This is a genomic window from Massilia sp. 9I (assembly GCF_902506415.1).
In the GTDB taxonomy this organism is placed as follows: domain Bacteria; phylum Pseudomonadota; class Gammaproteobacteria; order Burkholderiales; family Burkholderiaceae_D; genus Telluria.
The window spans coordinates 4,128,840-4,146,155 of record NZ_LR733275.1 but is presented as its reverse complement, the minus strand read 5'-3'; the positions used below and the strand labels follow the sequence as shown (position 1 = coordinate 4,146,155).

Annotated in this window: 20 protein-coding genes; 5 read left to right on the top strand and 15 right to left on the bottom strand. The window is 65.7% G+C overall.

Going from position 1 to position 17,316, the window contains the following annotated elements; all coding sequences use genetic code 11:
• Positions 1–95: 95 nt before the first annotated feature.
• Together rsgA and GV068_RS25290 are read right to left on the bottom strand one after the other, a co-directional pair.
• Positions 96–827, bottom strand: coding sequence for a ribosome small subunit-dependent GTPase A (gene rsgA / locus GV068_RS18530; protein WP_229464326.1), 732 nt, complete (start codon positions 825–827; stop codon positions 96–98).
• Positions 778–1,128 carry a hypothetical protein gene (locus GV068_RS25290; protein WP_229464324.1) on the bottom strand — a complete coding sequence of 117 codons (351 nt, stop codon included), beginning with the start codon at positions 1,126–1,128 and terminating at the stop codon, positions 778–780. Before GV068_RS25290 ends, rsgA begins: the two co-directional genes overlap by 50 nt.
• Positions 1,129–1,424: 296 nt before the next feature.
• On the opposite strand from GV068_RS25290, the gene GV068_RS18525 reads away from it, so the two are divergent.
• Positions 1,425–2,108: an HAD-IA family hydrolase gene (locus GV068_RS18525; protein ID WP_229464322.1), complete on the top strand. Its 684-nt coding sequence runs from the start codon at positions 1,425–1,427 to the stop codon at positions 2,106–2,108.
• Positions 2,109–2,179: 71 nt separating this feature from the next.
• Entirely contained in the window at positions 2,180–2,407 is a 228-nt protein-coding gene (locus GV068_RS18520; RefSeq protein ID WP_159701130.1) for a hypothetical protein, read from the top strand.
• Positions 2,408–2,413: 6 nt separating this feature from the next.
• On the opposite strand, the gene GV068_RS18515 is transcribed toward GV068_RS18520, so the two are convergent.
• From GV068_RS18515 to paaA, 13 genes are all read right to left on the bottom strand, one after another.
• Positions 2,414–2,878: a cupin domain-containing protein gene (locus GV068_RS18515; protein WP_159701127.1), complete on the bottom strand. Its 465-nt coding sequence runs from the start codon at positions 2,876–2,878 to the stop codon at positions 2,414–2,416.
• Between the two features lie 49 nt (positions 2,879–2,927).
• A complete protein-coding gene (paaZ, locus tag GV068_RS18510; RefSeq protein WP_159701124.1) occupies positions 2,928–4,979 on the bottom strand; it encodes a phenylacetic acid degradation bifunctional protein PaaZ in 2,052 nt (683 codons plus the stop codon).
• A 186-nt stretch (positions 4,980–5,165) separates the two neighbouring features.
• Entirely contained in the window at positions 5,166–5,765 is a 600-nt protein-coding gene (paaY, locus tag GV068_RS18505) for a phenylacetic acid degradation protein PaaY (RefSeq protein WP_159701121.1), read from the bottom strand.
• Positions 5,766–5,767: 2 nt separating this feature from the next.
• The gene (gene pcaF, locus GV068_RS18500; RefSeq protein ID WP_159701118.1) at positions 5,768–6,970 is read right to left on the bottom strand and encodes a 3-oxoadipyl-CoA thiolase; all 1,203 of its coding nucleotides are present in this window, start codon (positions 6,968–6,970) and stop codon (positions 5,768–5,770) included.
• Positions 6,971–6,986: 16 nt separating this feature from the next.
• A complete protein-coding gene (gene paaK, locus GV068_RS18495) occupies positions 6,987–8,300 on the bottom strand; it encodes a phenylacetate--CoA ligase PaaK (protein WP_159701115.1) in 1,314 nt (437 codons plus the stop codon).
• A 29-nt stretch (positions 8,301–8,329) separates the two neighbouring features.
• Positions 8,330–8,767, bottom strand: coding sequence for a hydroxyphenylacetyl-CoA thioesterase PaaI (paaI, locus tag GV068_RS18490; protein WP_159701112.1), 438 nt, complete (start codon positions 8,765–8,767; stop codon positions 8,330–8,332).
• A complete protein-coding gene (paaH, locus tag GV068_RS18485; RefSeq protein ID WP_159701109.1) occupies positions 8,760–10,298 on the bottom strand; it encodes a 3-hydroxyacyl-CoA dehydrogenase PaaH in 1,539 nt (512 codons plus the stop codon). Before paaH ends, paaI begins: the two co-directional genes overlap by 8 nt.
• A 1-nt stretch (position 10,299) precedes the next feature.
• Positions 10,300–11,091 carry a 2-(1,2-epoxy-1,2-dihydrophenyl)acetyl-CoA isomerase PaaG gene (paaG, locus tag GV068_RS18480; protein ID WP_159701106.1) on the bottom strand — a complete coding sequence of 264 codons (792 nt, stop codon included), beginning with the start codon at positions 11,089–11,091 and terminating at the stop codon, positions 10,300–10,302.
• A gap of 135 nt (positions 11,092–11,226) precedes the next feature.
• Entirely contained in the window at positions 11,227–12,303 is a 1,077-nt protein-coding gene (gene paaE, locus GV068_RS18475) for a 1,2-phenylacetyl-CoA epoxidase subunit PaaE (RefSeq protein WP_159701103.1), read from the bottom strand.
• Between the two features lie 4 nt (positions 12,304–12,307).
• On the bottom strand, positions 12,308–12,820 hold the full coding sequence (paaD, locus tag GV068_RS18470) for a 1,2-phenylacetyl-CoA epoxidase subunit PaaD (protein ID WP_159701100.1): 513 nt from the start codon (positions 12,818–12,820) through the stop codon (positions 12,308–12,310).
• Complete coding sequence (paaC, locus tag GV068_RS18465) at positions 12,820–13,572, bottom strand: 1,2-phenylacetyl-CoA epoxidase subunit PaaC (RefSeq protein WP_159701097.1); 753 nt, start codon at positions 13,570–13,572, stop codon at positions 12,820–12,822. Before paaC ends, paaD begins: the two co-directional genes overlap by 1 nt.
• A 6-nt stretch (positions 13,573–13,578) precedes the next feature.
• Positions 13,579–13,863 carry a 1,2-phenylacetyl-CoA epoxidase subunit PaaB gene (gene paaB / locus GV068_RS18460; protein WP_159701094.1) on the bottom strand — a complete coding sequence of 95 codons (285 nt, stop codon included), beginning with the start codon at positions 13,861–13,863 and terminating at the stop codon, positions 13,579–13,581.
• Between the two features lie 15 nt (positions 13,864–13,878).
• On the bottom strand, positions 13,879–14,868 hold the full coding sequence (paaA, locus tag GV068_RS18455) for a 1,2-phenylacetyl-CoA epoxidase subunit PaaA (protein ID WP_159701091.1): 990 nt from the start codon (positions 14,866–14,868) through the stop codon (positions 13,879–13,881).
• Between the two features lie 92 nt (positions 14,869–14,960).
• Here paaA and paaX point away from each other — a divergent pair, with 92 nt between their 5' ends.
• The 3 genes from paaX to GV068_RS18440 are packed head-to-tail and all read left to right on the top strand — an operon-like array spanning position 14,961 to position 17,305.
• On the top strand, positions 14,961–15,878 hold the full coding sequence (gene paaX, locus GV068_RS18450) for a phenylacetic acid degradation operon negative regulatory protein PaaX (RefSeq protein WP_159701088.1): 918 nt from the start codon (positions 14,961–14,963) through the stop codon (positions 15,876–15,878).
• 57 nt (positions 15,879–15,935) lie between these two features.
• Positions 15,936–17,072, top strand: a complete 1,137-nt coding sequence (locus GV068_RS18445; protein WP_159701085.1) for a M14-type cytosolic carboxypeptidase — start codon at positions 15,936–15,938, stop codon at positions 17,070–17,072.
• Positions 17,069–17,305, top strand: a complete 237-nt coding sequence (locus tag GV068_RS18440; protein WP_159701082.1) for a hypothetical protein — start codon at positions 17,069–17,071, stop codon at positions 17,303–17,305. Before GV068_RS18445 ends, GV068_RS18440 begins: the two co-directional genes overlap by 4 nt.
• Positions 17,306–17,316: the final 11 nt, after the last annotated feature.

The following is a 17,316-nucleotide window of genomic DNA, read 5'->3' as shown; positions in this document are numbered from 1 at the left end:
ATGAGGTGACGCGCATCGTCCAATTCACCGCTGGTTGAACGCGTGGGGTGATCTGGTCCAGTGGACCAGATCACAAGCCGCCCACGCTACGAAACCTAGCCACTGCGCTTATCGCGCCCGCGCTGCTTTGCGGCCTTCATCAGCACCTTCCACTTCCCACGTTCCGCAATCCGGTCGAGCGCCGTCTGCTCCGCCCGCCTGACTTCGCGCAACAGCTTGCGGTAGTTCTGCAGGCGGTCCGCATCCACCACACCACGCACCGCGCATCCCGGCTCGCTTTCATGGCAGCAATCGCGGAACTGGCATTGCTCCGCCAGCGCTGCGATGTCATTGAAGGACATGCCGAGATCGTCCTCGTCCGCATCCGGCTGCCAGGCGCGCAGGCCCGGCGTGTCGATGATGCAGGCGCCACCCGGACAGCGATGCAGCGAGCGCACGGTGGTCGTGTGGCGACCGCGATCGTCGCCGTGCCGGGTGCCGCCGGTGGCCTGCCCGCTTCCCGTCAAGGCATTGGTGAGCGTCGACTTACCCACGCCCGAGGAACCGAGCAGTACCAGCGTCTGCCCTCTTCCCAGCCACGGCGCCAGCACACCCCCGTTTTCCTGCTCCGAAGGAATCAGGTGCAGCAGTGGGACGTCGTCCGGGATGCGCTGGCGCAGTTGCGCAATCCTCTCCTCCACGTCGACGCCGATGTCCGGCTTGGTCAGCACCATCACGGGTTCCACGCCGCAAGTGCGCACCACCGCGATGTAGCGCTCCATGCGGCGCGGATTGAAGTCATTGTCCAGGCCCATCAGCAACAGCGCCGTGTCGACATTGCTGGCCAACACCTGCTCCCGACGGCGTGCGCCGCGCCAGCTGGGTGAAGGGATCGAGGGTATGCGCGATCCAGTATTCGCCGAGTTGCTGGGTGGCGAGCACCCAGTCGCCCACGACGGGCTGGCCGGCCGCGACGAAGCGCGGGCTGCGGGCGGGAAAGGCCTCCTGCCCGTCGTCGAGGGTCAGGACGTCGCGCTGGACGGCGGTGACGCGAGCGAGGCGCTGTTGCGTCGCGCTTGCTGCGAGTTGTGAAACGAAATGCTGCTTGAAGCCGATCCCATGCAGGGTCGGGAAATCGATGTCGATCATGACGATGTGTTTTCCAGTCGATGGCGCAACAGGCGTGCGCAGGCAGCCACGCTAGTCGCGCGGCAAGTTCAAGGAGTGGAAGGTCGGCGCGCTAGCGCGCCTGCGACATCGTCGTGACGAAGCGGCGTGCTAGGGGGCCGACCGGAGGGCGGTATCAGGCGTAATCATGCGGCGTCTCCTCGGATCGGTTGAAAGGTTTGTAGTCTGGCAGCGTGCCGCCTTGAGGTCAAGGTGAACGAAGCCGTCCTGCCTTTTGCGCTATGCTGGACGCCCTTTCCGTTAACGAGAATGTTCCCGTGACACCGACCAATCCTTCCGTCCTGCCTTCGCGCGAATATGCCGCCTTTCTGTTCGACATGGATGGCACCATCCTGACCTCGATCAAGTCCGCCGAGCGGGTCTGGAGCGCCTGGGCCTTGATGCACGGCCTCGACCCGGTGACTTTCGTGCCGACCGTTCATGGCAAGCGTACCGAAGACACCATCCGTGCGATCGGCCTGCCCGGCGTGGACCCGGTCGCAGAGGCGCTGGGCATTGCGCTGGCGGAAATCGAGGATGTGGCCGACATCGAGGAAATCGCCGGCGTGGGCCGCTTCCTGGCCAGCCTGCCGACCGACCGCTGGGCCATCGTCACCTCCGCATCGCGCGCGCTGGCGACGGCACGCATCGCCGCCGCCGGCCTGCCGCTGCCGCCGCTGCTGGTCTCGGCCGACGACGTCAAGCGCGGCAAGCCGAATCCCGATCCTTTCCTGCTGGGTGCGCAGAAGCTGGGCGTCGCGCCCCAGGACTGCCTGGTGTTCGAGGACACGCCGATTGGCCTGGCGGCCGCAGAGGCGGCGGGTATGGATAGCCTGGTGGTGACTGCGACCCATACCCATCCGGTAGAGACGCGCTCGGCCCCGATCGCGGACTATGCAGACCTGGTTGCCGTGCGCACAGAAAGTGGCTTGCTGAAGGTCCAGCGCAAGATCGGCCACTGAGCAGGCGCCGCCTTGTCTTGCGCCGGACAATACCCACATACCAGGTATCGACGACAAACATGGAGGTGCACATGCACCGCTATCGCAATACGAGCGGCGAATCCGGCGTGATCGCCTACGACATCGACAAGGACTCGATCACCATCCAGTTCACCGGCGGCGACCGTTACCTGTACACCGAGCGCAGTGCCGGCGCCGAGAACATTGCCAGGATGCAGGAGTTGGCACGCGAGGGCCGCGGGCTGTCGACCTTCGTCAGCCAGCACATCCGCAGCCGCTACGCGCGCAAGTTGAACTGATCCCGCTCAGTCGCGCGGAGGATACGGCGTACCGTCCTTGTGGGAATAGGACTTGGTAGCACCGTCATAGTGCAGGTCGATGTCCGGATACGTTGCCGTATCTTCCTTGATGCGCGAGCCGACGCACAGGAACACGCCCGGACCCCAGCTGCGATTGATCAGGTGATGCCCGTTCGGCTTTCCACCGGGGAAAGCCGCACAGTCGCCTGCACGCATCAGGGTTTCGCCTTCGTCGGTGACGAGCACCAGCTCGCCCGACACCACCATCACGAACTCATCCTCATGCGAGTGCCAGTGGCGCTGCGACGAGGCCGCGCCCGGCTGGAGCTCGACCAGGTTGACGCCAAACTGGCTCAGGCCGCCGGCATCGCCCAGCGCCTGCCTGGTGCGTCCGTCGACCAGCTCGGCGAACTGCTCGGGGTAGCGGGTGCCGCCCACCACGGGAATACTGCTCAGGTCCAGTCTCGACATGTGGTCTCCTTGATTGGTAACGAAGACGGCGGGGCCGCCTCCGTCGCGGTCATCCGCGTTTCTGTACCAGTGTCAGGATATCGTAACTCGCCACCAGTTCGTCGTGTTGATTCGTCACCTGGACATCCCACGCGACCACACCCTGGCCGCGGCCCTGCTCGTCCGTGCGGTTGCGGTCGACCTTGCGCTTACAGGTCAGGCGTGCGCGGATGGTGTCGCCGATCGCCACTGGCGCCACGAAGCGCAGGTTATCGAGGCCATAGTTGGCCAGCACCGGGCCCGGGGCCGGCGACACGAACAGGCCCGCCGCCGCCGACAGCACGAAGTAGCCGTGCGCGATGCGCTTGCCGAACTGGGTGTCCTTGGCCGCGATCTCGTCGAAGTGCATGTAGAAGTAGTCGCCCGATACGCCGCCGAAGTTGACGATGTCGGCTTCGCTCACGGTGCGGCGGTGAGTCAGCAGCGAGTGGCCCACTTCCAGGTCTTCGAACCAGCGGCGGAATGGGTGGATATCCGTTTCCTTGACTGCGCCGCCACGCACATATTCGTCGGTGACGGCGGTGAGCATGGTCGGCGAGCCCTGCACCGCGGCGCGTTGCAGGAAGTGCTTGACGGCGCGAATGCCGCCCAGCTCTTCGCCGCCGCCGGCGCGGCCTGGGCCGCCGTGCTTCAGCTGCGGCAGCGGCGAACCGTGGCCGGTGGAATCGACCGCCGATTCGCGTTCGAGGATGTGCACGCGGCCGTGCGAGGCCGCGGCGATCGGCACCGCGTGCGCGGCGATCGTCGGGTCTTTCGTCACCAGGGTCGTCACCAGGCTGCCCTTGCCGCGCGCGGCGAGGTGCAGGGCTTCGTCGATGTCGCGGTAGGTCATCACCGTGCTCACCGGACCGAAGGCTTCGATGTCGTGGACGGCGTCGTTGACCATCGCGTTGCGGCATAGGAGCAGGGTCGGCGCGAAGAAGGCGCCGGCAGCTACGCCGTCACCGACCGGATTGAAACCGTCGCGGGCGCTGAACAGGACTTCATTGCCGCGCGCGAGCATCTCGACGCGTTCCGATACGTCGCGGTGCTGGTCCATCGAGGCGAGAGCCCCCATGCGCACGCCCTCGACCTTCGGATTGCCGACGGTGATCTTGGCCAGGCGTTCGCGCAGGCGCGCACCGACGGCGTCGGCATGCTGTTCCGGCACGATGACGCGGCGGATCGCGGTGCACTTCTGGCCGGCCTTGCCGGTCATCTCGCGCGCCACTTCCTTCACGAACAAATCGAATTCCGGGTCGTCGGGCGTGACGTCCGGCGCCAGGATCGCGCAGTTCAGCGAGTCCGCTTCGGCGGTGAACGGGACGGCTTCGCGGATCAGGTTCTGGTTGGCCTTGAGCTTGGCGGCGGTGTCGGCCGAGCCGGTGAAGGTGACGGCGTCAAAACCGCCCAGGCGGTCGAGCAGGTCGCCGGTCGAGCCGATGACCAGCTGCAGCGCGCCTTCCGGCAGTAGGCCGGACTCCACCATCATCTTGACGGTGGCGTGGGTCAGGTAGCTGGTCGCGGTGGCCGGCTTGACGATGCAGGGCATCGCGGCCAGGAAGCTCGGTGCGAATTTTTCCAGCATGCCCCAGATCGGGAAGTTGAAAGCATTGATGTGCACCGCCAGGCCGCCGCGCGGCACCAGGATGTGGGTGCCCGCGAAGCCGCCGCGCTTGCCGAGCGCCATGGCCGGGCCTTCGTGCAGCACGTTCGACGAGGGCAGCTCGCGCGAGCCCATGCTGGCGTAGGCGAACAAGGTGCCGATGCCGCCTTCGACGTCGACCCAGCTGTCCGGACGGGTGGCGCCGGTCAGGTGCGAGATCTCGTATAGCTCTTCCTTCCGTTCCATCATGTACAGGGCCAGGGCTTTCAGGCGCTGGGCGCGCTGCTGGAAGTCGAGCTGCATGAGAGCAGGAATGCCGGTCTTGCGGCCGTAGGTGACGGCTTCGTCGAAGTCGATCTTCTCCGCGTGCGTGTGGAAGATCAGTTCGTTGTTCAGCGCGCTGTGCAGCGGCGTGTGCGCTTCGGCGCCATGCCAGCGGCCGGCGATCAGGCTTTGCAGGGTTGCGATGTTGCCCATGTTATTAGTCTCCGTTCAGTTGTCTCTTCAATTCACCGCTAGCGTTTGATCCGTCATCCCGGCGAAGGCCGGGATCCAATTTTGTCTGCGTCGTGCTAACGCATCTTTTGGCTACGGCACGAAACTTGGGTACCGGGCAAGGGGGACGCCTAGTCCCGGTACGACGTGCAGGGGCTGGTGGTGCAATCACACTCTCGGTTTGTGCCGGCCTTCCGGATCGAACTCGAGGCCCTTGCGGTCCGGCTCGACCTCGCTCAAGGCCTCGACCTCACGCATCGTCTCCAGCGAGCGCACATTCAGCTCGTGATACTGGCGCGTTCCAAAACTCTTCCACTTCACATCTTCATCAGTGAGCTTGCGCATGACCCTGGCCGGCGTGCCCATCACCATGCTGCGTGGCGGGATGACCATCCCCGCCTTCACGAAGCTCATCGCCGCCACGATCGACTCTTCGCCGACCACGGCCTTGTCCATCACTACCGCGTTCATGCCCACCATGGCATTCCTCTTGATGCGGCAGCCATGCAGCACCGCGCCGTGGCCGATGTGGCCGTCGACTTCGACCACCGTGTCCTCGCCCGGGAAGCCATGCATCACGCAGGTGTCCTGCAGATTGGCGCCCTCTTCCAGGATCAGGCGGCCGAAGTCGCCGCGCAGCGAGGCCAGTGGGCCGATGTAGCAGCGCGGGCCGACGATCACGTCGCCGATCAGCACCGCGGACGGGTGCACGTAGGCGCTGGGGTGCACCACCGGCCGTACGCCGTTGATCTCGTACACCTTGACCATGCTTACACTCGCTCCACGATCAGGGCGATGCCCTGACCGACGCCGATGCACATGGTGCACAGGGCGTAGCGTCCGCCGGTGCAGTGCAGCTGGTTGACGGCGGTCGTGACAAGGCGCGCGCCGGAGGCGCCCAGCGGGTGGCCGAGCGCGATGGCGCCGCCGTTGGGGTTCACGTGCGCCGCATCGTCCGGCAGGCCGAGATCGCGCGTCACGGCCAGGCCCTGCGCAGCAAAAGCTTCGTTCAGTTCAATGACGTCCATCTGCTCGAGACGCAGGCCGGTTTGCGCCAGCAGCTTCTTCACGGCCGGGGACGGGCCGAAACCCATGATCCGCGGCGCCAGGCCGGCGGTGGCCATGCCGATTACACGGGCACGCGGCGTCAGGCCGTTGCGCACGGCGGTGGTTTCGGAAGCCAGCAGCAGCGCGCAGGCGCCGTCGTTCAGGCTCGATGCGTTGCCGGCGCTGACCGTCCCGTCGGGCATCACCACCCCCTTCAGTTTCGCCAGCGCTTCCATGCTGGTCTCGCGCGGCTGCTCGTCGGTGTCGAACACGCGCGACTCGCCTTTTTTTCCATGGATCGTAACCGGCACGATCTCGTCCCGGAAGAAGCCTTCGGCATGGGCACGCGCCCAGCGCTGCTGGCTGCGCAGTGCGAATGCGTCCTGGTCTTCGCGCGCGATATGGAATTCGCGCGCCACGTTCTCGGCGGTCTCCGGCATCGAGTCGATGCCGTACTTCGCCTTCATCAGCGGATTGACGAAGCGCCAGCCGAGCGTGGTGTCTTCGATCTTGGCTGCGCGCGAAAAAGCGCTGTCGGCCTTGGCCATCACGAAAGGCGCGCGGGTCATGCTTTCGACGCCGCCGGCGATGATCAGGTTCGCTTCGCCAGCCTTGATCGCGCGTGCGGCGTTACCTACGGCATCCATGCCCGAACCGCACAGGCGGTTGATGGTGTTTGCCGGCACCTCTTGCGGCAGGCCCGCCAGCAGCGCGGCCATGCGGCCGACGTTGCGGTTGTCCTCGCCCGCCTGGTTCGCGCAGCCGTAGAACAGGTCGTCCACCGCGCCCCAGTCCACGTCCTTGTTACGGGCGATCAGCGCGGCGATGGGCAGCGCACCCAGGTCGTCGGCGCGGACGCTCGACAGCGCGCCGCCGTAGCGGCCGAAGGGGGTGCGGATGGCGTCGCAGATGAATGCGTCAGTCATGTTGTCTCCTCAGTATTCAATTCTTCGGGCGCTTGTCGACCACGCGCCGGGCTTTGCCGGTAAGCGTGCGCTCGATCCCGCCAGGCGGGTTCAGGGTCACGCGCGTGGTCACGCCCACATAGGTCTTGATGCAGTGCTGGAGTTCGCGGCATAGGGTTTCGACGTCGCCCGCCGACAGGGACCCATCGCGCAGTTCTCCCAGCACTTCCAGCGTGTCGAGGTGGCCGTCGCGCGCCACCACCAGCTGGTATTGCGGGGCCAGCGCCGGCATCTTCAGGATGATTTCTTCGATCTGGCTCGGGAACACGTTCACGCCGCGGATGATCAGCATGTCGTCCGAGCGGCCGGTGATGCGGCCCATGCGGCGCATCGCGCGCGAGGTCGGCGGCAGCAAACGGGTCAGGTCGCGGGTGCGGTAGCGGATGATCGGCAGCGCCTCCTTGCTCAGCGACGTGAACACCAGCTCGCCCTCTTCGCCGTCCGGCAGCACCTCACCGGTGTCGGGGTGGATGATCTCGGGGTAGAAGTGGTCTTCCCAGATCACCGGGCCGTCCTTGCTCTCGATGCACTCGCTGGCCACGCCCGGTCCCATCACTTCGGACAGGCCGTAGATGTCGACCGCATCGATGCCGGCGCGCGCTTCGATTTCGCGGCGCATGGCGTCGGTCCAGGGTTCGGCCCCGAAGATGCCGACCTTCAGCGAGGACTGCGCCGGATCCAGGCCCTGGCGCGTGAATTCCTCGACGATGTTCAGCATGTACGAAGGCGTGACCATGATGATCGAGGGCTTGAAGTCCTGGATCAGCTGTACCTGCTTCTCGGTCTGGCCGCCGGACATCGGGATCACCGTGCAGCCGAGCTTCTCGGCGCCGTAGTGCGCGCCCAGGCCTCCCGTGAACAGGCCGTAGCCATACGAGATGTGCACCATGTCGCCGGGACGTCCGCCGGCGGCGCGGATCGAGCGCGCCACCACGCCGGCCCAGGTGTCGATGTCCCGCTGCGTGTAGCCGACCACGGTGGCCTTGCCAGTAGTGCCGCTCGAGGCGTGGATGCGCACCACCTGCTCGCGCGGCACTGCGAACAGGCCGAACGGGTAGTTGTCGCGCAGGGTCTTCTTGTCGGTGAAGGGGAATTTCGCCAGGTCGCTTAGCGTCTTCAGGTCTTCCGGGTGCACGCCGGCGGCGTCGAAAGCGGCGCGGTAGTGCGGCACGTTCTCGTAAGCGTGGTGCAGCGACCACTTCAGGCGCTCCAGTTGCAGGGCCTGCAGCTCGTCGCGGCTCGCGCGTTCGATCGGTTCCAGCTCATGAGGAGCAGGATTACGTTGGACCATCTCGACCTCCTATCGTCTTGCAAAAACCTTTACTGCGCGACCTCTGCCACCATGCCGCTCACGCGGTGCGACTTCCCACGGAACAGCGCTACCGTGCGCCCTTCCTGGTTGCTCACCTTGATGTCGTAGACGCCGGTCTTGCCTTGCAGCGCCTGCTCGACCGCCTCGGCCACCAGCACGTCGCCTTCGCGGCCTGGCGCCAGGTAATCGATGGTGCAGCCGGCGCCCACGGTATTGAAGTTGTGCGAGTTGCAGGCGAATGCGAAGGCGCTGTCGGCCAGCATGAAGATGTAGCCGCCGTGGCAGGTCGCGTGCCCGTTGAGCATGTCGCCACGCACGCGCATCGACATGCGCGCGTAGCCGGGGCGGATCTCATCGAGCAGCATGCCCAGCGCCTGGCTGGCCGGGTCGCGTTCGTACATGGTCTTGCCGGCCAGCTCGGCCAATGCCTGCGGGTCGCTATGCATGGAACTTCGCTCCGTGCGGATTGGCGGCGATCTTCCGGCGCAGCAGCGGCGACACGCGGTAGCGGTCTTCCCCATAGCTGGTGGCCAGGTTGGCCAGCACCGCGACGATGTGCTCCAGCCCGACGCTGTCGGCCCAGGCGAGCGGACCGCGCGGGTAGTTGACGCCCTTCTGCATGGCGATGTCGACAGCAAGCGCGCTGCACACGCCCTGATTGACGGCGTCTGCCGCTTCGTTGGCCAGCATGGCGACCGTGCGCATCACGGCCATGCCGGGCACGTCGTCCAGGCGCGTGACCGCAAAGCCGGCGGCCTGGAACATGCCGACCACGGCGTGGTAGGCCTCAATGCTGCACTGGTCGGCGCGGGCCAGCGCAATGCGGGTGGCGCCGGCGGCGTCCAGCAGCAGATCGTAGATCACCGTGTCGTCGTGCCACGCTTCTGCCGCGCGCTCGGTCGCCGTGCGGCCATCGGTCAGGTACACGGCCGCGCCCTGGCACAGGAAGCCTGGGGTGGCATCCAGGGTTTCCTCGCGCGCCATGTCGAAGCCTGCGGCGGCAATGCGGGCGGCCAGGGGCTCGAGCTGTGCGGATTCACTGCCGATCAGCGCGACCGATTCGGGGCGTGGCTGCGCGGTTTCCGTCTGCGGCGCAGGCTTCTCGACGCCCTCGCCATAGCGGTAGAAACCGCGGCCGGTCTTGCGGCCCAGGAAGCCGGCGTTGACCAGTTCCTGCTGCAGGATCGAGGGGGTGAAGCGCGGGTCGCCGAAGTAGGCGTTGTAGACCGAGTTCGTGACCGAGAAGTTGACGTCATGGCCGATCAGGTCCATCAGCTCGAAGGGGCCCATGCGGAAACCGCCGCAGTCGCGCAGCACGGCGTCGATGGTGGCCGGCTCGGCCGCCTGCTCCAGCAGCAGGCGCAGCGCCTCCGCATAGTATGGCCGGGCGACGCGGTTGACGATGAAGCCGGGCGTCGACTTCGCATGCACCGGGTTCTTGCCCCAGGCTTGGGCGGTGTCGTAGGTGGTCTCCGCGACCGCCTTGTCGGTGGCGATGCCGCTAATGACTTCGACCAGCGCCATCAGGGGCACCGGATTGAAAAAGTGCATGCCGACCAGTCGTTCCGGGCGGCGCAGTTGCGCAGCGATGGCGGTGACGGAGATCGACGAAGTATTGGTGGCCAGGATGCAGTCGTCGCCGACGATGGTTTCGAGTTCACCGAACAGGGCGCGCTTGGCGTCCAGGTTCTCGACGATGGCTTCGACCACCAGTGCGGCGCCAGCGGCCTCCTGCAGTGTGCCGATGCGCTTGAGGCGTGCGCGTGCCTCGTCCGCTGCGCCAGCCTCCATGCGGCCCTTCTCCACCAGCTTGGCGTAGGTCTTGCCAATCTCCGCAATCGCTTTGTCCGCCGCTTCCAGGCGGGTATCGAACAGCAGCACCTGGTGGCCGGCGCTGGCCGCGACCTGGGCGATGCCCGAGCCCATGGCGCCGCTGCCGACGACGGCGACGATGCTGCCCTTGTCGAGTGCCGCCATCTTATTCTCCCTTGAAGTGCGCCGGGCGCTTGGCGATGAAGGCGGCGACGCCTTCTCGGTAGTCGTGGCTGTAGCCCAGTTCGCGCATCATCTCGCCTTCCAGCTTGAGCTGTTCCGGCAGGGTGTTGGCCCAGCTGGCCTGCAAGGCTTTCTTGGTGAAGGCCAGACCTTTGGTAGGCGCTGCGGCGAAGTGCTCGGCCATGGCTATGGCCTGGTCCATCAGGGCTTCGTCCGGGACGCAGGCCCAGATCAGCCCCCACTGCTCGGCCTTCTCGGCGCTCAGTTTTTCGCCCAGCATGGCCAGGCCGGAGGCGCGCGCCTGGCCGATCAGGCGCGGCAGGTGCCAGGTGCCGCCGGTATCGGGAATCAGGCCCAGCTTGCAGAAGGCTTCGATGAAGCTGGCCGATTTCGCCGCCAGCACGATGTCGCAGGCCAGGGCCAGGTTGGCGCCGGCGCCGGCGGCGACGCCGTTGACGGCGCAGATGACCGGCATCGGCAGCGACTTCAGGGTCATGACCAGCGGGGCGTAGAACTTCTCGACCGATTCGCCGAGGTCGACGCCGGGGGCGCCGGGTTCGACGGCGCGGTCGGACAGGTCCTGGCCCGCGCAGAAGCCGCGGCCGGCGCCGGTCAGCACCAGCACGCGCACGGATTTATCGGCTTGCAGTTTGTCGAGGGCGTCGCGCACTTCGAGGTGCATGGCCTGGGTGAAGCTGTTCAGGCGATCCGGGCGGTTCAGGGTCAGGAGGGCGATGCCGTTGTCGATCTTGAACTGGATGGATTCGTAGGTCATGGGTGTCTCCAATTTTTATTGTTGTCCTGTGCTCCGTCATTCCCGCGAAGGCGGGAATCCAAGTTTGGCGGTTCGTTGCGAAAGTCAAATTGGGTTCCGGCCTTCGCCGGAACGACGGTTTCTCTGCTAACTGGCCTATTCGGCGATATCGAAGTCCACAACCACCTTGTCGGTAATCGGGAAGCTCTGGCAGCTGAGTACAAATCCGCGCGCGACTTCGTAGTCTTCCAGCGCGTAGTTCACGTCCATCTCCACCTGGCCGTCGAGCACCTTGCAGCGGCAGGTCGAGCACACGCCGCCCTTGCACGAGTAGCGCATGTCGATGCCCGCGCGCAGGCCGGCGTCCAGCAAGGACTCCTTGTCCTTGTCCATCGTGAAGCTGGCGGCGTTGCCGTCCATGATGACGGTGACTTCAGTCTGATGCTGCTGCCCCGCCTCCACCTTGCGCGGCTTGTGCTCGTGCTTGGGGATGCTGGCGGCGAACAGCTCGATACGGATCTTCTCTTTCGCCAGCCCGGCCGCCTGCAGCGAACGGGAGACGCCGTGCATCATGTCTTCCGGGCCGCAGATGAAGGCCACGTCGATGTCGCGGATGTCGATCCAGTGGCGAAGGAAATGGCCGCACTTCTCTTCCGTGATGCGGCCGTTGAACAGTTCGATATCCTGCTGCTCGCGGCTCATCACATACACCAGCTTGAGCCGGTCCATGTAGGTGTCCTTAAGCTCGCTCAGCTCATCGCGGAAGATCACGCTCGACGAGGCGCGGTTGCCATACACGATGGTGAAGCGGCTCTTCGGCTCGGCCTTGAGCGTGGTCTTCACGATCGACAGGATCGGCGTGATGCCGCTGCCGGCGGCAAACGCCAGGTAGTGGCGCTCGCTCTCGGGGTCCAGCGGTACGTTGAAGTGGCCCATCGGCGGCATCACTTCCAGCGTGGCGCCGGGTTTGAGCGCTTCGTTGGCCCAGGTCGAGAACTGGCCGCCGGCGACGCGCTTGATCGCCACACGCAGGGTTTCGTCCTGCACGGCCGAGCAGATCGAATAGGAACGGCGCACATCCTCGCCGTCGATCATCGCGCGCAGGGTCAGGTGCTGGCCCTGCTGGTAGGCGAATTGCGGCTTTAGTTCGGACGGCACGTCGAAGGTGACGGCGATGGCGTCGCGGGTTTCATGCTTCACCTTCGCCACGGTCAGTGGATAGAATTTGCTCATGCTCTCAATGGCATTTGAAGTAATCAAAAGGCTCGCGGCAGTCGAGGCACTTGTACAGCGCCTTGCAAGGCGTCGAGCCGAACTCGCTGGTCAGCTGGGTATGCGGCGAGCCGCAGTGCGGGCAGGCCACCTCGGGCGCGGCGCGGCGGCGGATGCCGGCATGCAGGCCGCTGATGTCGATCGCCTGCTGCACCGGCGGCGCGATGCCGTAGCCCTTGAGAGCCGCCTTGCCGGTCTCGCTCATCCAGTCGGTGGTCCAGGCGGGCGCCAGGCGGGTGGCGATGCGCACGTCTTCCAGGCCATGGGCCTGCAGGGCTTCCTTCACCGCGTCCGCGATGACCTGCATCGCCGGGCAGCCGGAGTAGGTTGGCGTGATCGTCACTACCCAGGTGTCGCCGTCCATGGCGACGTCGCGGATGATGCCGAGGTCCACCACCGAGATGACCGGGATCTCCGGATCGGCGACTTCGCCGAGCCAGCTCCAGACCTGATCGAGGCTGACGCCTACCGTGCTCATTACCACTGCGCTCCCGGATAGGCGCGCTGCAGGAACTGCATCTCGGCCAGGATGTAGCCGAGGCGTTCGGTGTGGCGGCCCTGCTTGCCGCCGCGCTGCATGTAGGCCTCAGGTGAGGGCATGCGCAAGGTCGCTTCCGCGAACACTTCGGCCATGTGGTCGAGGCACAGCTGGCGCAGCGCTTCGCTGCTAGGGGCCACGCCCTGCTCCACCATCGCGTTGTCGACGGCGTCATAAATGAACATCTCGCCGCTGTACATCCACAGCTCGTCCAGCGCCGCCTGCATCTTGCCGTGGCTGACCTCGGTGCCGTCGCCCAGGCGCACCACCAGGTCGCCCGAGCGGCGCAGGTGGTAGGTCACTTCCTTGATCGACTTCTGCGCGATCTCGGCGATGCGCGCATCGCTGGAGCGCGTCAGGCCGTCCATCAGGAAGTAGTGCCAGGTATCGAACAGGAACTGGCGCACCATGACCTCGGCATAACTGCCGTTCGGCTGCTCCACCAGCTGGCAGTTGCGGTATTCGTTGGCATCGCGGTGGAAGGCCAGGCGGTCTTCGTCGCGGCCCTTGCCTTCCAGCTCGCCGGCATAGCTCAGCCACATGCGGGTCTGGCCCAGCAGGTCGAGCGCCACGTTCGACAGCGCCATGTCTTCTTCCAGCGCCGGACCCTTGCCGCACAGCTGGCACAGCTGCTGCGACAGGATCAGCGCGTTGTCGCCCTGGCGGAGAAGGTATTCGATCTTCGCGTCCATGGCGGCTTACAGGTTCTTGACTTCTTCCGGCATCGGGAAGAAGGTCGGGTGGCGGTACACCTTGCTGTTGGCCGGCTCGAACAGGGCTTCCTTGTCGCTCGGGCTGCTGGCGACGATGTCCTGGGCGCGCACGACCCAGATGCTGACGCCTTCGTTGCGGCGGGTGTAGACGTCGCGTGCGTTGTTGATCGCCATCTCGGCGTCAGGTGCGTGCAGGCTGCCCACGTGCTTGTGGGCCAGGCCGTGCTGGCTGCGGATGAAGACTTCCCACAGCGGCCATTCTTTGCTCATTTCATGTCTCCGTTTTTATGCCGCGGCCTTGCGGGCGGCTTTCTTTTCGGCGTGGGCGACCAGCGCGTCGCGGAACCATTCGCCGTCTTCGTAGGCTTTCACGCGGGTGCGCAGGCGCTCGCGGTTGCAAGGGCCGTTGCCCTTCAGGACGTTATGGAACTCGCTCCAGTCGATCTCGCCGAAGTCGTAGGAGCCGCGCTCTTCATTCCATTTCAGGTCCGGATCGGGGATGGTCAGGCCCAGGTATTCGGCCTGCGGCACGGTCTGGTCGACCATGCGCTGGCGCAGTTCGTCATTCGAGAACAGCTTGATGCGCCAGGCGGTCGACTGCGCGCTGTTCACCGACTCGGCATCCGACGGACCGAACATCATCAGGGACGGCCACCACCAGCGGTTCAGCGCATCCTGCGCCATCGCCTTCTGCTCCGGCGTGCCCCTGGCAAGCGCCATCATGATGTCGTAGCCCTGGCGCGCGTGGAAGGACTCTTCCTTGCAGACGCGGATCATGGCGCGCGCATACGGACCGTAGGAACAGCGGCACAGCGGAATCTGATTGATGATGGCCGAGCCGTCCACCAGCCAGCCGATGGCGCCCATGTCGGCCCAGCTCAGGGTCGGGTAATTGAAGATGCTCGAGTACTTGGCTTTGCCCGCATGCAGGGCCTGCAGCAGCTCGTCGCGCGACACGCCCAGGGTCTCGGCCGCGCTGTACAGGTACAGGCCGTGGCCGGCCTCGTCCTGGATCTTGGCCAGCAGGACCGACTTGCGCTGCAGGGTCGGGGCGCGCGTGACCCAGTTCCCTTCCGGGAGCTGGCCGACGATCTCGCTGTGCGCGTGCTGCGAGATCTGGCGGATCAGGGTCTTGCGGTAGGCCTCGGGCATCCAGTCCTTCGGCTCGATCTTGATGCCGGCGTCGATGCGCGCCTGGAACGCGGCTTCTTCCGCGCTCATGTCTTCCTCGGTACGGACTTTCTTGAGTCCGGTCTCCACCATCTGTGCGTACATGTCTGGTCTCCGTTGCAAACCTCACCAATCCATAATACGATACAAAAAATCGGATGTACACCGAAATTTTGAATCATATTGAGGTCTTATCAATGCCACAACTCAGCAGCGCGGAGTGGATCGACCGCTTCCTGACGAACGACCCGCCGCGCCATAAATCGCTGGTGATGACCCTGTGCGGCGACGCCATCGCCCCGCACGGCGGCGCCTTCTGGCTGGGCAGCATGATCGAGCTGCTGGCGCCCCTGGGCGTCTCGGACCGCCTGGTACGCACCAGCGTGTTCCGCCTGGTGCAGGAAGGCTGGCTGGTCGCCAGCCGCGAAGGCCGGCGCAGCCGCTACGCGCTGGAACCGCAGGCCCTGCCGCGTTTCGAGCGCGCCAACCGCCGCATCTATTCGGCGCCGGGCCTGCATTGGGACGGCCGCTGGAGCTTCGTGCTGGCGCCGAGCGGCAGCATCGACGGCGACCTGCGCGCCCTGCTGCGCAAGGAACTGGAGTGGGAAGGCTTCGCCATGCTGGCCACCGGCGTGATGGCGCATCCGGCCCCGAGCCGCGACACCCTGCACGAGATCCTGGCGCGCACCCGGGCCGACGGAAAAGTCTTCGTCTGCGACGCCACCGAACTGCCCGGCGTCGGCTCGCGCCCGCTGCCCGAACTGGTGGGCGACGCCTGGGACCTGTCCGGCGTGGTCGCCGCCTACCACCAGTTCATCGACAGCTTCACGCCGCTGCTGGCGCTGAATGACGACATCAGCCCGCAAGACGCCTTCGCCATCCGCACCCTGCTGATCCACGCTTACCGCCGTGTTCAGCTGCACGACCCGATGCTACCGCTCGAACTGCTACCCGCCCCGTGGCCGGGATCGGATGCTTACGCGCTGGCGCAGCAGGTCTATCGCCGCACCCAGGCCAGGGCCGAAGAGCACATCATGGCCATGCTGGGCAAGGAAGATGCCGCCACGCCGCCGGCCGACGACGCCTTCTACGAGCGCTTCGGCGGTTTGGCTTAGTCGCACACTACGCGGTATGATCAGCGTTTTACCCAACACTCAACACCAGGACACACCATGTCTATCAAGATCAGCAGCCAGTTCGACGCTGGCGCCATCGAGGTCGTGAACGCCACGAGCGCGAACGCCATCGACCTGAACATCCGCAAGGACTCACACGCCGACATCATCCAGTGGTTCTACTTCCGCCTGCAGGGCGCGCAAGGCCAGGCCTGCACCATCCGCTTCCTGAACGCGGGCCAGGCCGCCTATCCGGCCGGCTGGGAAGGCTACCAGGCGATGGCGAGCTACGACCGCGTGAACTGGTTCCGCGTGCCGACCTCGTACGACGGCCAGGTGATGACGATCGAGCACACCCCGGGCATGGACAGCGTGTACTACGCCTATTTCGAACCCTATTCGTGGGAACGCCACCTGGAGCTGCTCGACCGCGCCCAGATGTCGGAGAACGTGCGCATGCTCGACCTCGGCAACACCATCGACGGCCGCGACCTGAATATGCTGGTCATCGGCGAAGCTTCGCCTGAAAAGAAGAAGGTCTGGGTGATCGCACGCCAGCATCCGGGCGAGACCATGGCCGAGTGGTTCGTCGAAGGCATGCTCGACGCGCTGCTGGACCCGGCGCACCCGTTCGGACGCCAGCTCCTGAAAGAAACCGTGTTCTACGTGGTGCCGAACATGAACCCGGACGGCTCGGTGCGCGGCAACCTGCGCACCAACGCGGCCGGCGCCAACCTGAACCGCGAGTGGATGAACCCGAGCATGGAGCGCAGCCCGGAAGTGTTCCTGGTTCTGAAGAAGATGCACGAGATCGGCGTCGACCTGTGCCTCGACGTGCACGGCGACGAAGGCCTGCCCTACGTGTTCGTGGCCGGCAGCGAATCGCTCCCGACCTGGACCGACGCGCAAGCCGCGCAGCAGCAGCGCTTCATCGAGGACTTCAAGATCGCCAGCCCGGACTTCCAGGACGTGCACGGCTACGGCAAGACCCCGTTCACCGACGAGACCCTGACCATGGGTTCCTCGCACATCACCCACGCCTTCGGCTGCCTGTCCCTGACCCTGGAACTGCCGTTCAAGGACAACGCCAACGATCCTGACCCGCAGGTGGGCTGGGACGGCGCCCGCAGCGCGCGCCTGGGCGGCGCGGTGCTGCAGCCGGTGCTGAACGCCATTCGCGCGCTCAAGGCATGAGCATCTTCTCCGCTTCCGTATTCGACGCCACCGTCGTCTTCGAGGGCCAGGAACTGTTCAAGGGCCAGGGCGCAGCCCGGACCTGGGCCGAGAAGGTAGCGAAAGAGCTGGAAACCGAGGTGACGGTCGAGAAGATCGGCACCGGCTGGGCCCTCAAGGCCACGGTCGACGGAGAGCCGGTCACCTGGGGCATCTATGGCCAGCGGCTGAGCCGCATCGAGCAGGCTGGCTGAGCCACCTCCCG

Excerpts from the sequence above, each read along its gene's own strand:
- GV068_RS18520 (WP_159701130.1), top strand. The coding sequence starts at position 2,180 with ATGCACCGCTATCGCAATACGAGCGGCGAATCCGGCGTGATCGCCTAC.
- paaE (WP_159701103.1), bottom strand. The coding sequence starts at position 12,303 with ATGAGCAAATTCTATCCACTGACCGTGGCGAAGGTGAAGCATGAAACC.
- paaY (WP_159701121.1), bottom strand. The coding sequence starts at position 5,765 with ATGGTCAAGGTGTACGAGATCAACGGCGTACGGCCGGTGGTGCACCCC.
- paaX (WP_159701088.1), top strand. The coding sequence starts at position 14,961 with ATGCCACAACTCAGCAGCGCGGAGTGGATCGACCGCTTCCTGACGAAC.
- paaI (WP_159701112.1), bottom strand. The coding sequence starts at position 8,767 with ATGCATAGCGACCCGCAGGCATTGGCCGAGCTGGCCGGCAAGACCATG.
- paaK (WP_159701115.1), bottom strand. The coding sequence starts at position 8,300 with ATGGTCCAACGTAATCCTGCTCCTCATGAGCTGGAACCGATCGAACGC.
- GV068_RS18515 (WP_159701127.1), bottom strand. The coding sequence starts at position 2,878 with ATGTCGAGACTGGACCTGAGCAGTATTCCCGTGGTGGGCGGCACCCGC.
- GV068_RS18445 (WP_159701085.1), top strand. The coding sequence starts at position 15,936 with ATGTCTATCAAGATCAGCAGCCAGTTCGACGCTGGCGCCATCGAGGTC.
- pcaF (WP_159701118.1), bottom strand. The coding sequence starts at position 6,970 with ATGACTGACGCATTCATCTGCGACGCCATCCGCACCCCCTTCGGCCGC.
- paaC (WP_159701097.1), bottom strand. The coding sequence starts at position 13,572 with ATGGACGCGAAGATCGAATACCTTCTCCGCCAGGGCGACAACGCGCTG.
- GV068_RS25290 (WP_229464324.1), bottom strand. The coding sequence starts at position 1,128 with ATGATCGACATCGATTTCCCGACCCTGCATGGGATCGGCTTCAAGCAG.
- paaH (WP_159701109.1), bottom strand. The coding sequence starts at position 10,298 with ATGGCGGCACTCGACAAGGGCAGCATCGTCGCCGTCGTCGGCAGCGGC.
- paaG (WP_159701106.1), bottom strand. The coding sequence starts at position 11,091 with ATGACCTACGAATCCATCCAGTTCAAGATCGACAACGGCATCGCCCTC.
- paaB (WP_159701094.1), bottom strand. The coding sequence starts at position 13,863 with ATGAGCAAAGAATGGCCGCTGTGGGAAGTCTTCATCCGCAGCCAGCAC.
- GV068_RS18440 (WP_159701082.1), top strand. The coding sequence starts at position 17,069 with ATGAGCATCTTCTCCGCTTCCGTATTCGACGCCACCGTCGTCTTCGAG.
- paaZ (WP_159701124.1), bottom strand. The coding sequence starts at position 4,979 with ATGGGCAACATCGCAACCCTGCAAAGCCTGATCGCCGGCCGCTGGCAT.
- paaA (WP_159701091.1), bottom strand. The coding sequence starts at position 14,868 with ATGTACGCACAGATGGTGGAGACCGGACTCAAGAAAGTCCGTACCGAG.
- paaD (WP_159701100.1), bottom strand. The coding sequence starts at position 12,820 with ATGAGCACGGTAGGCGTCAGCCTCGATCAGGTCTGGAGCTGGCTCGGC.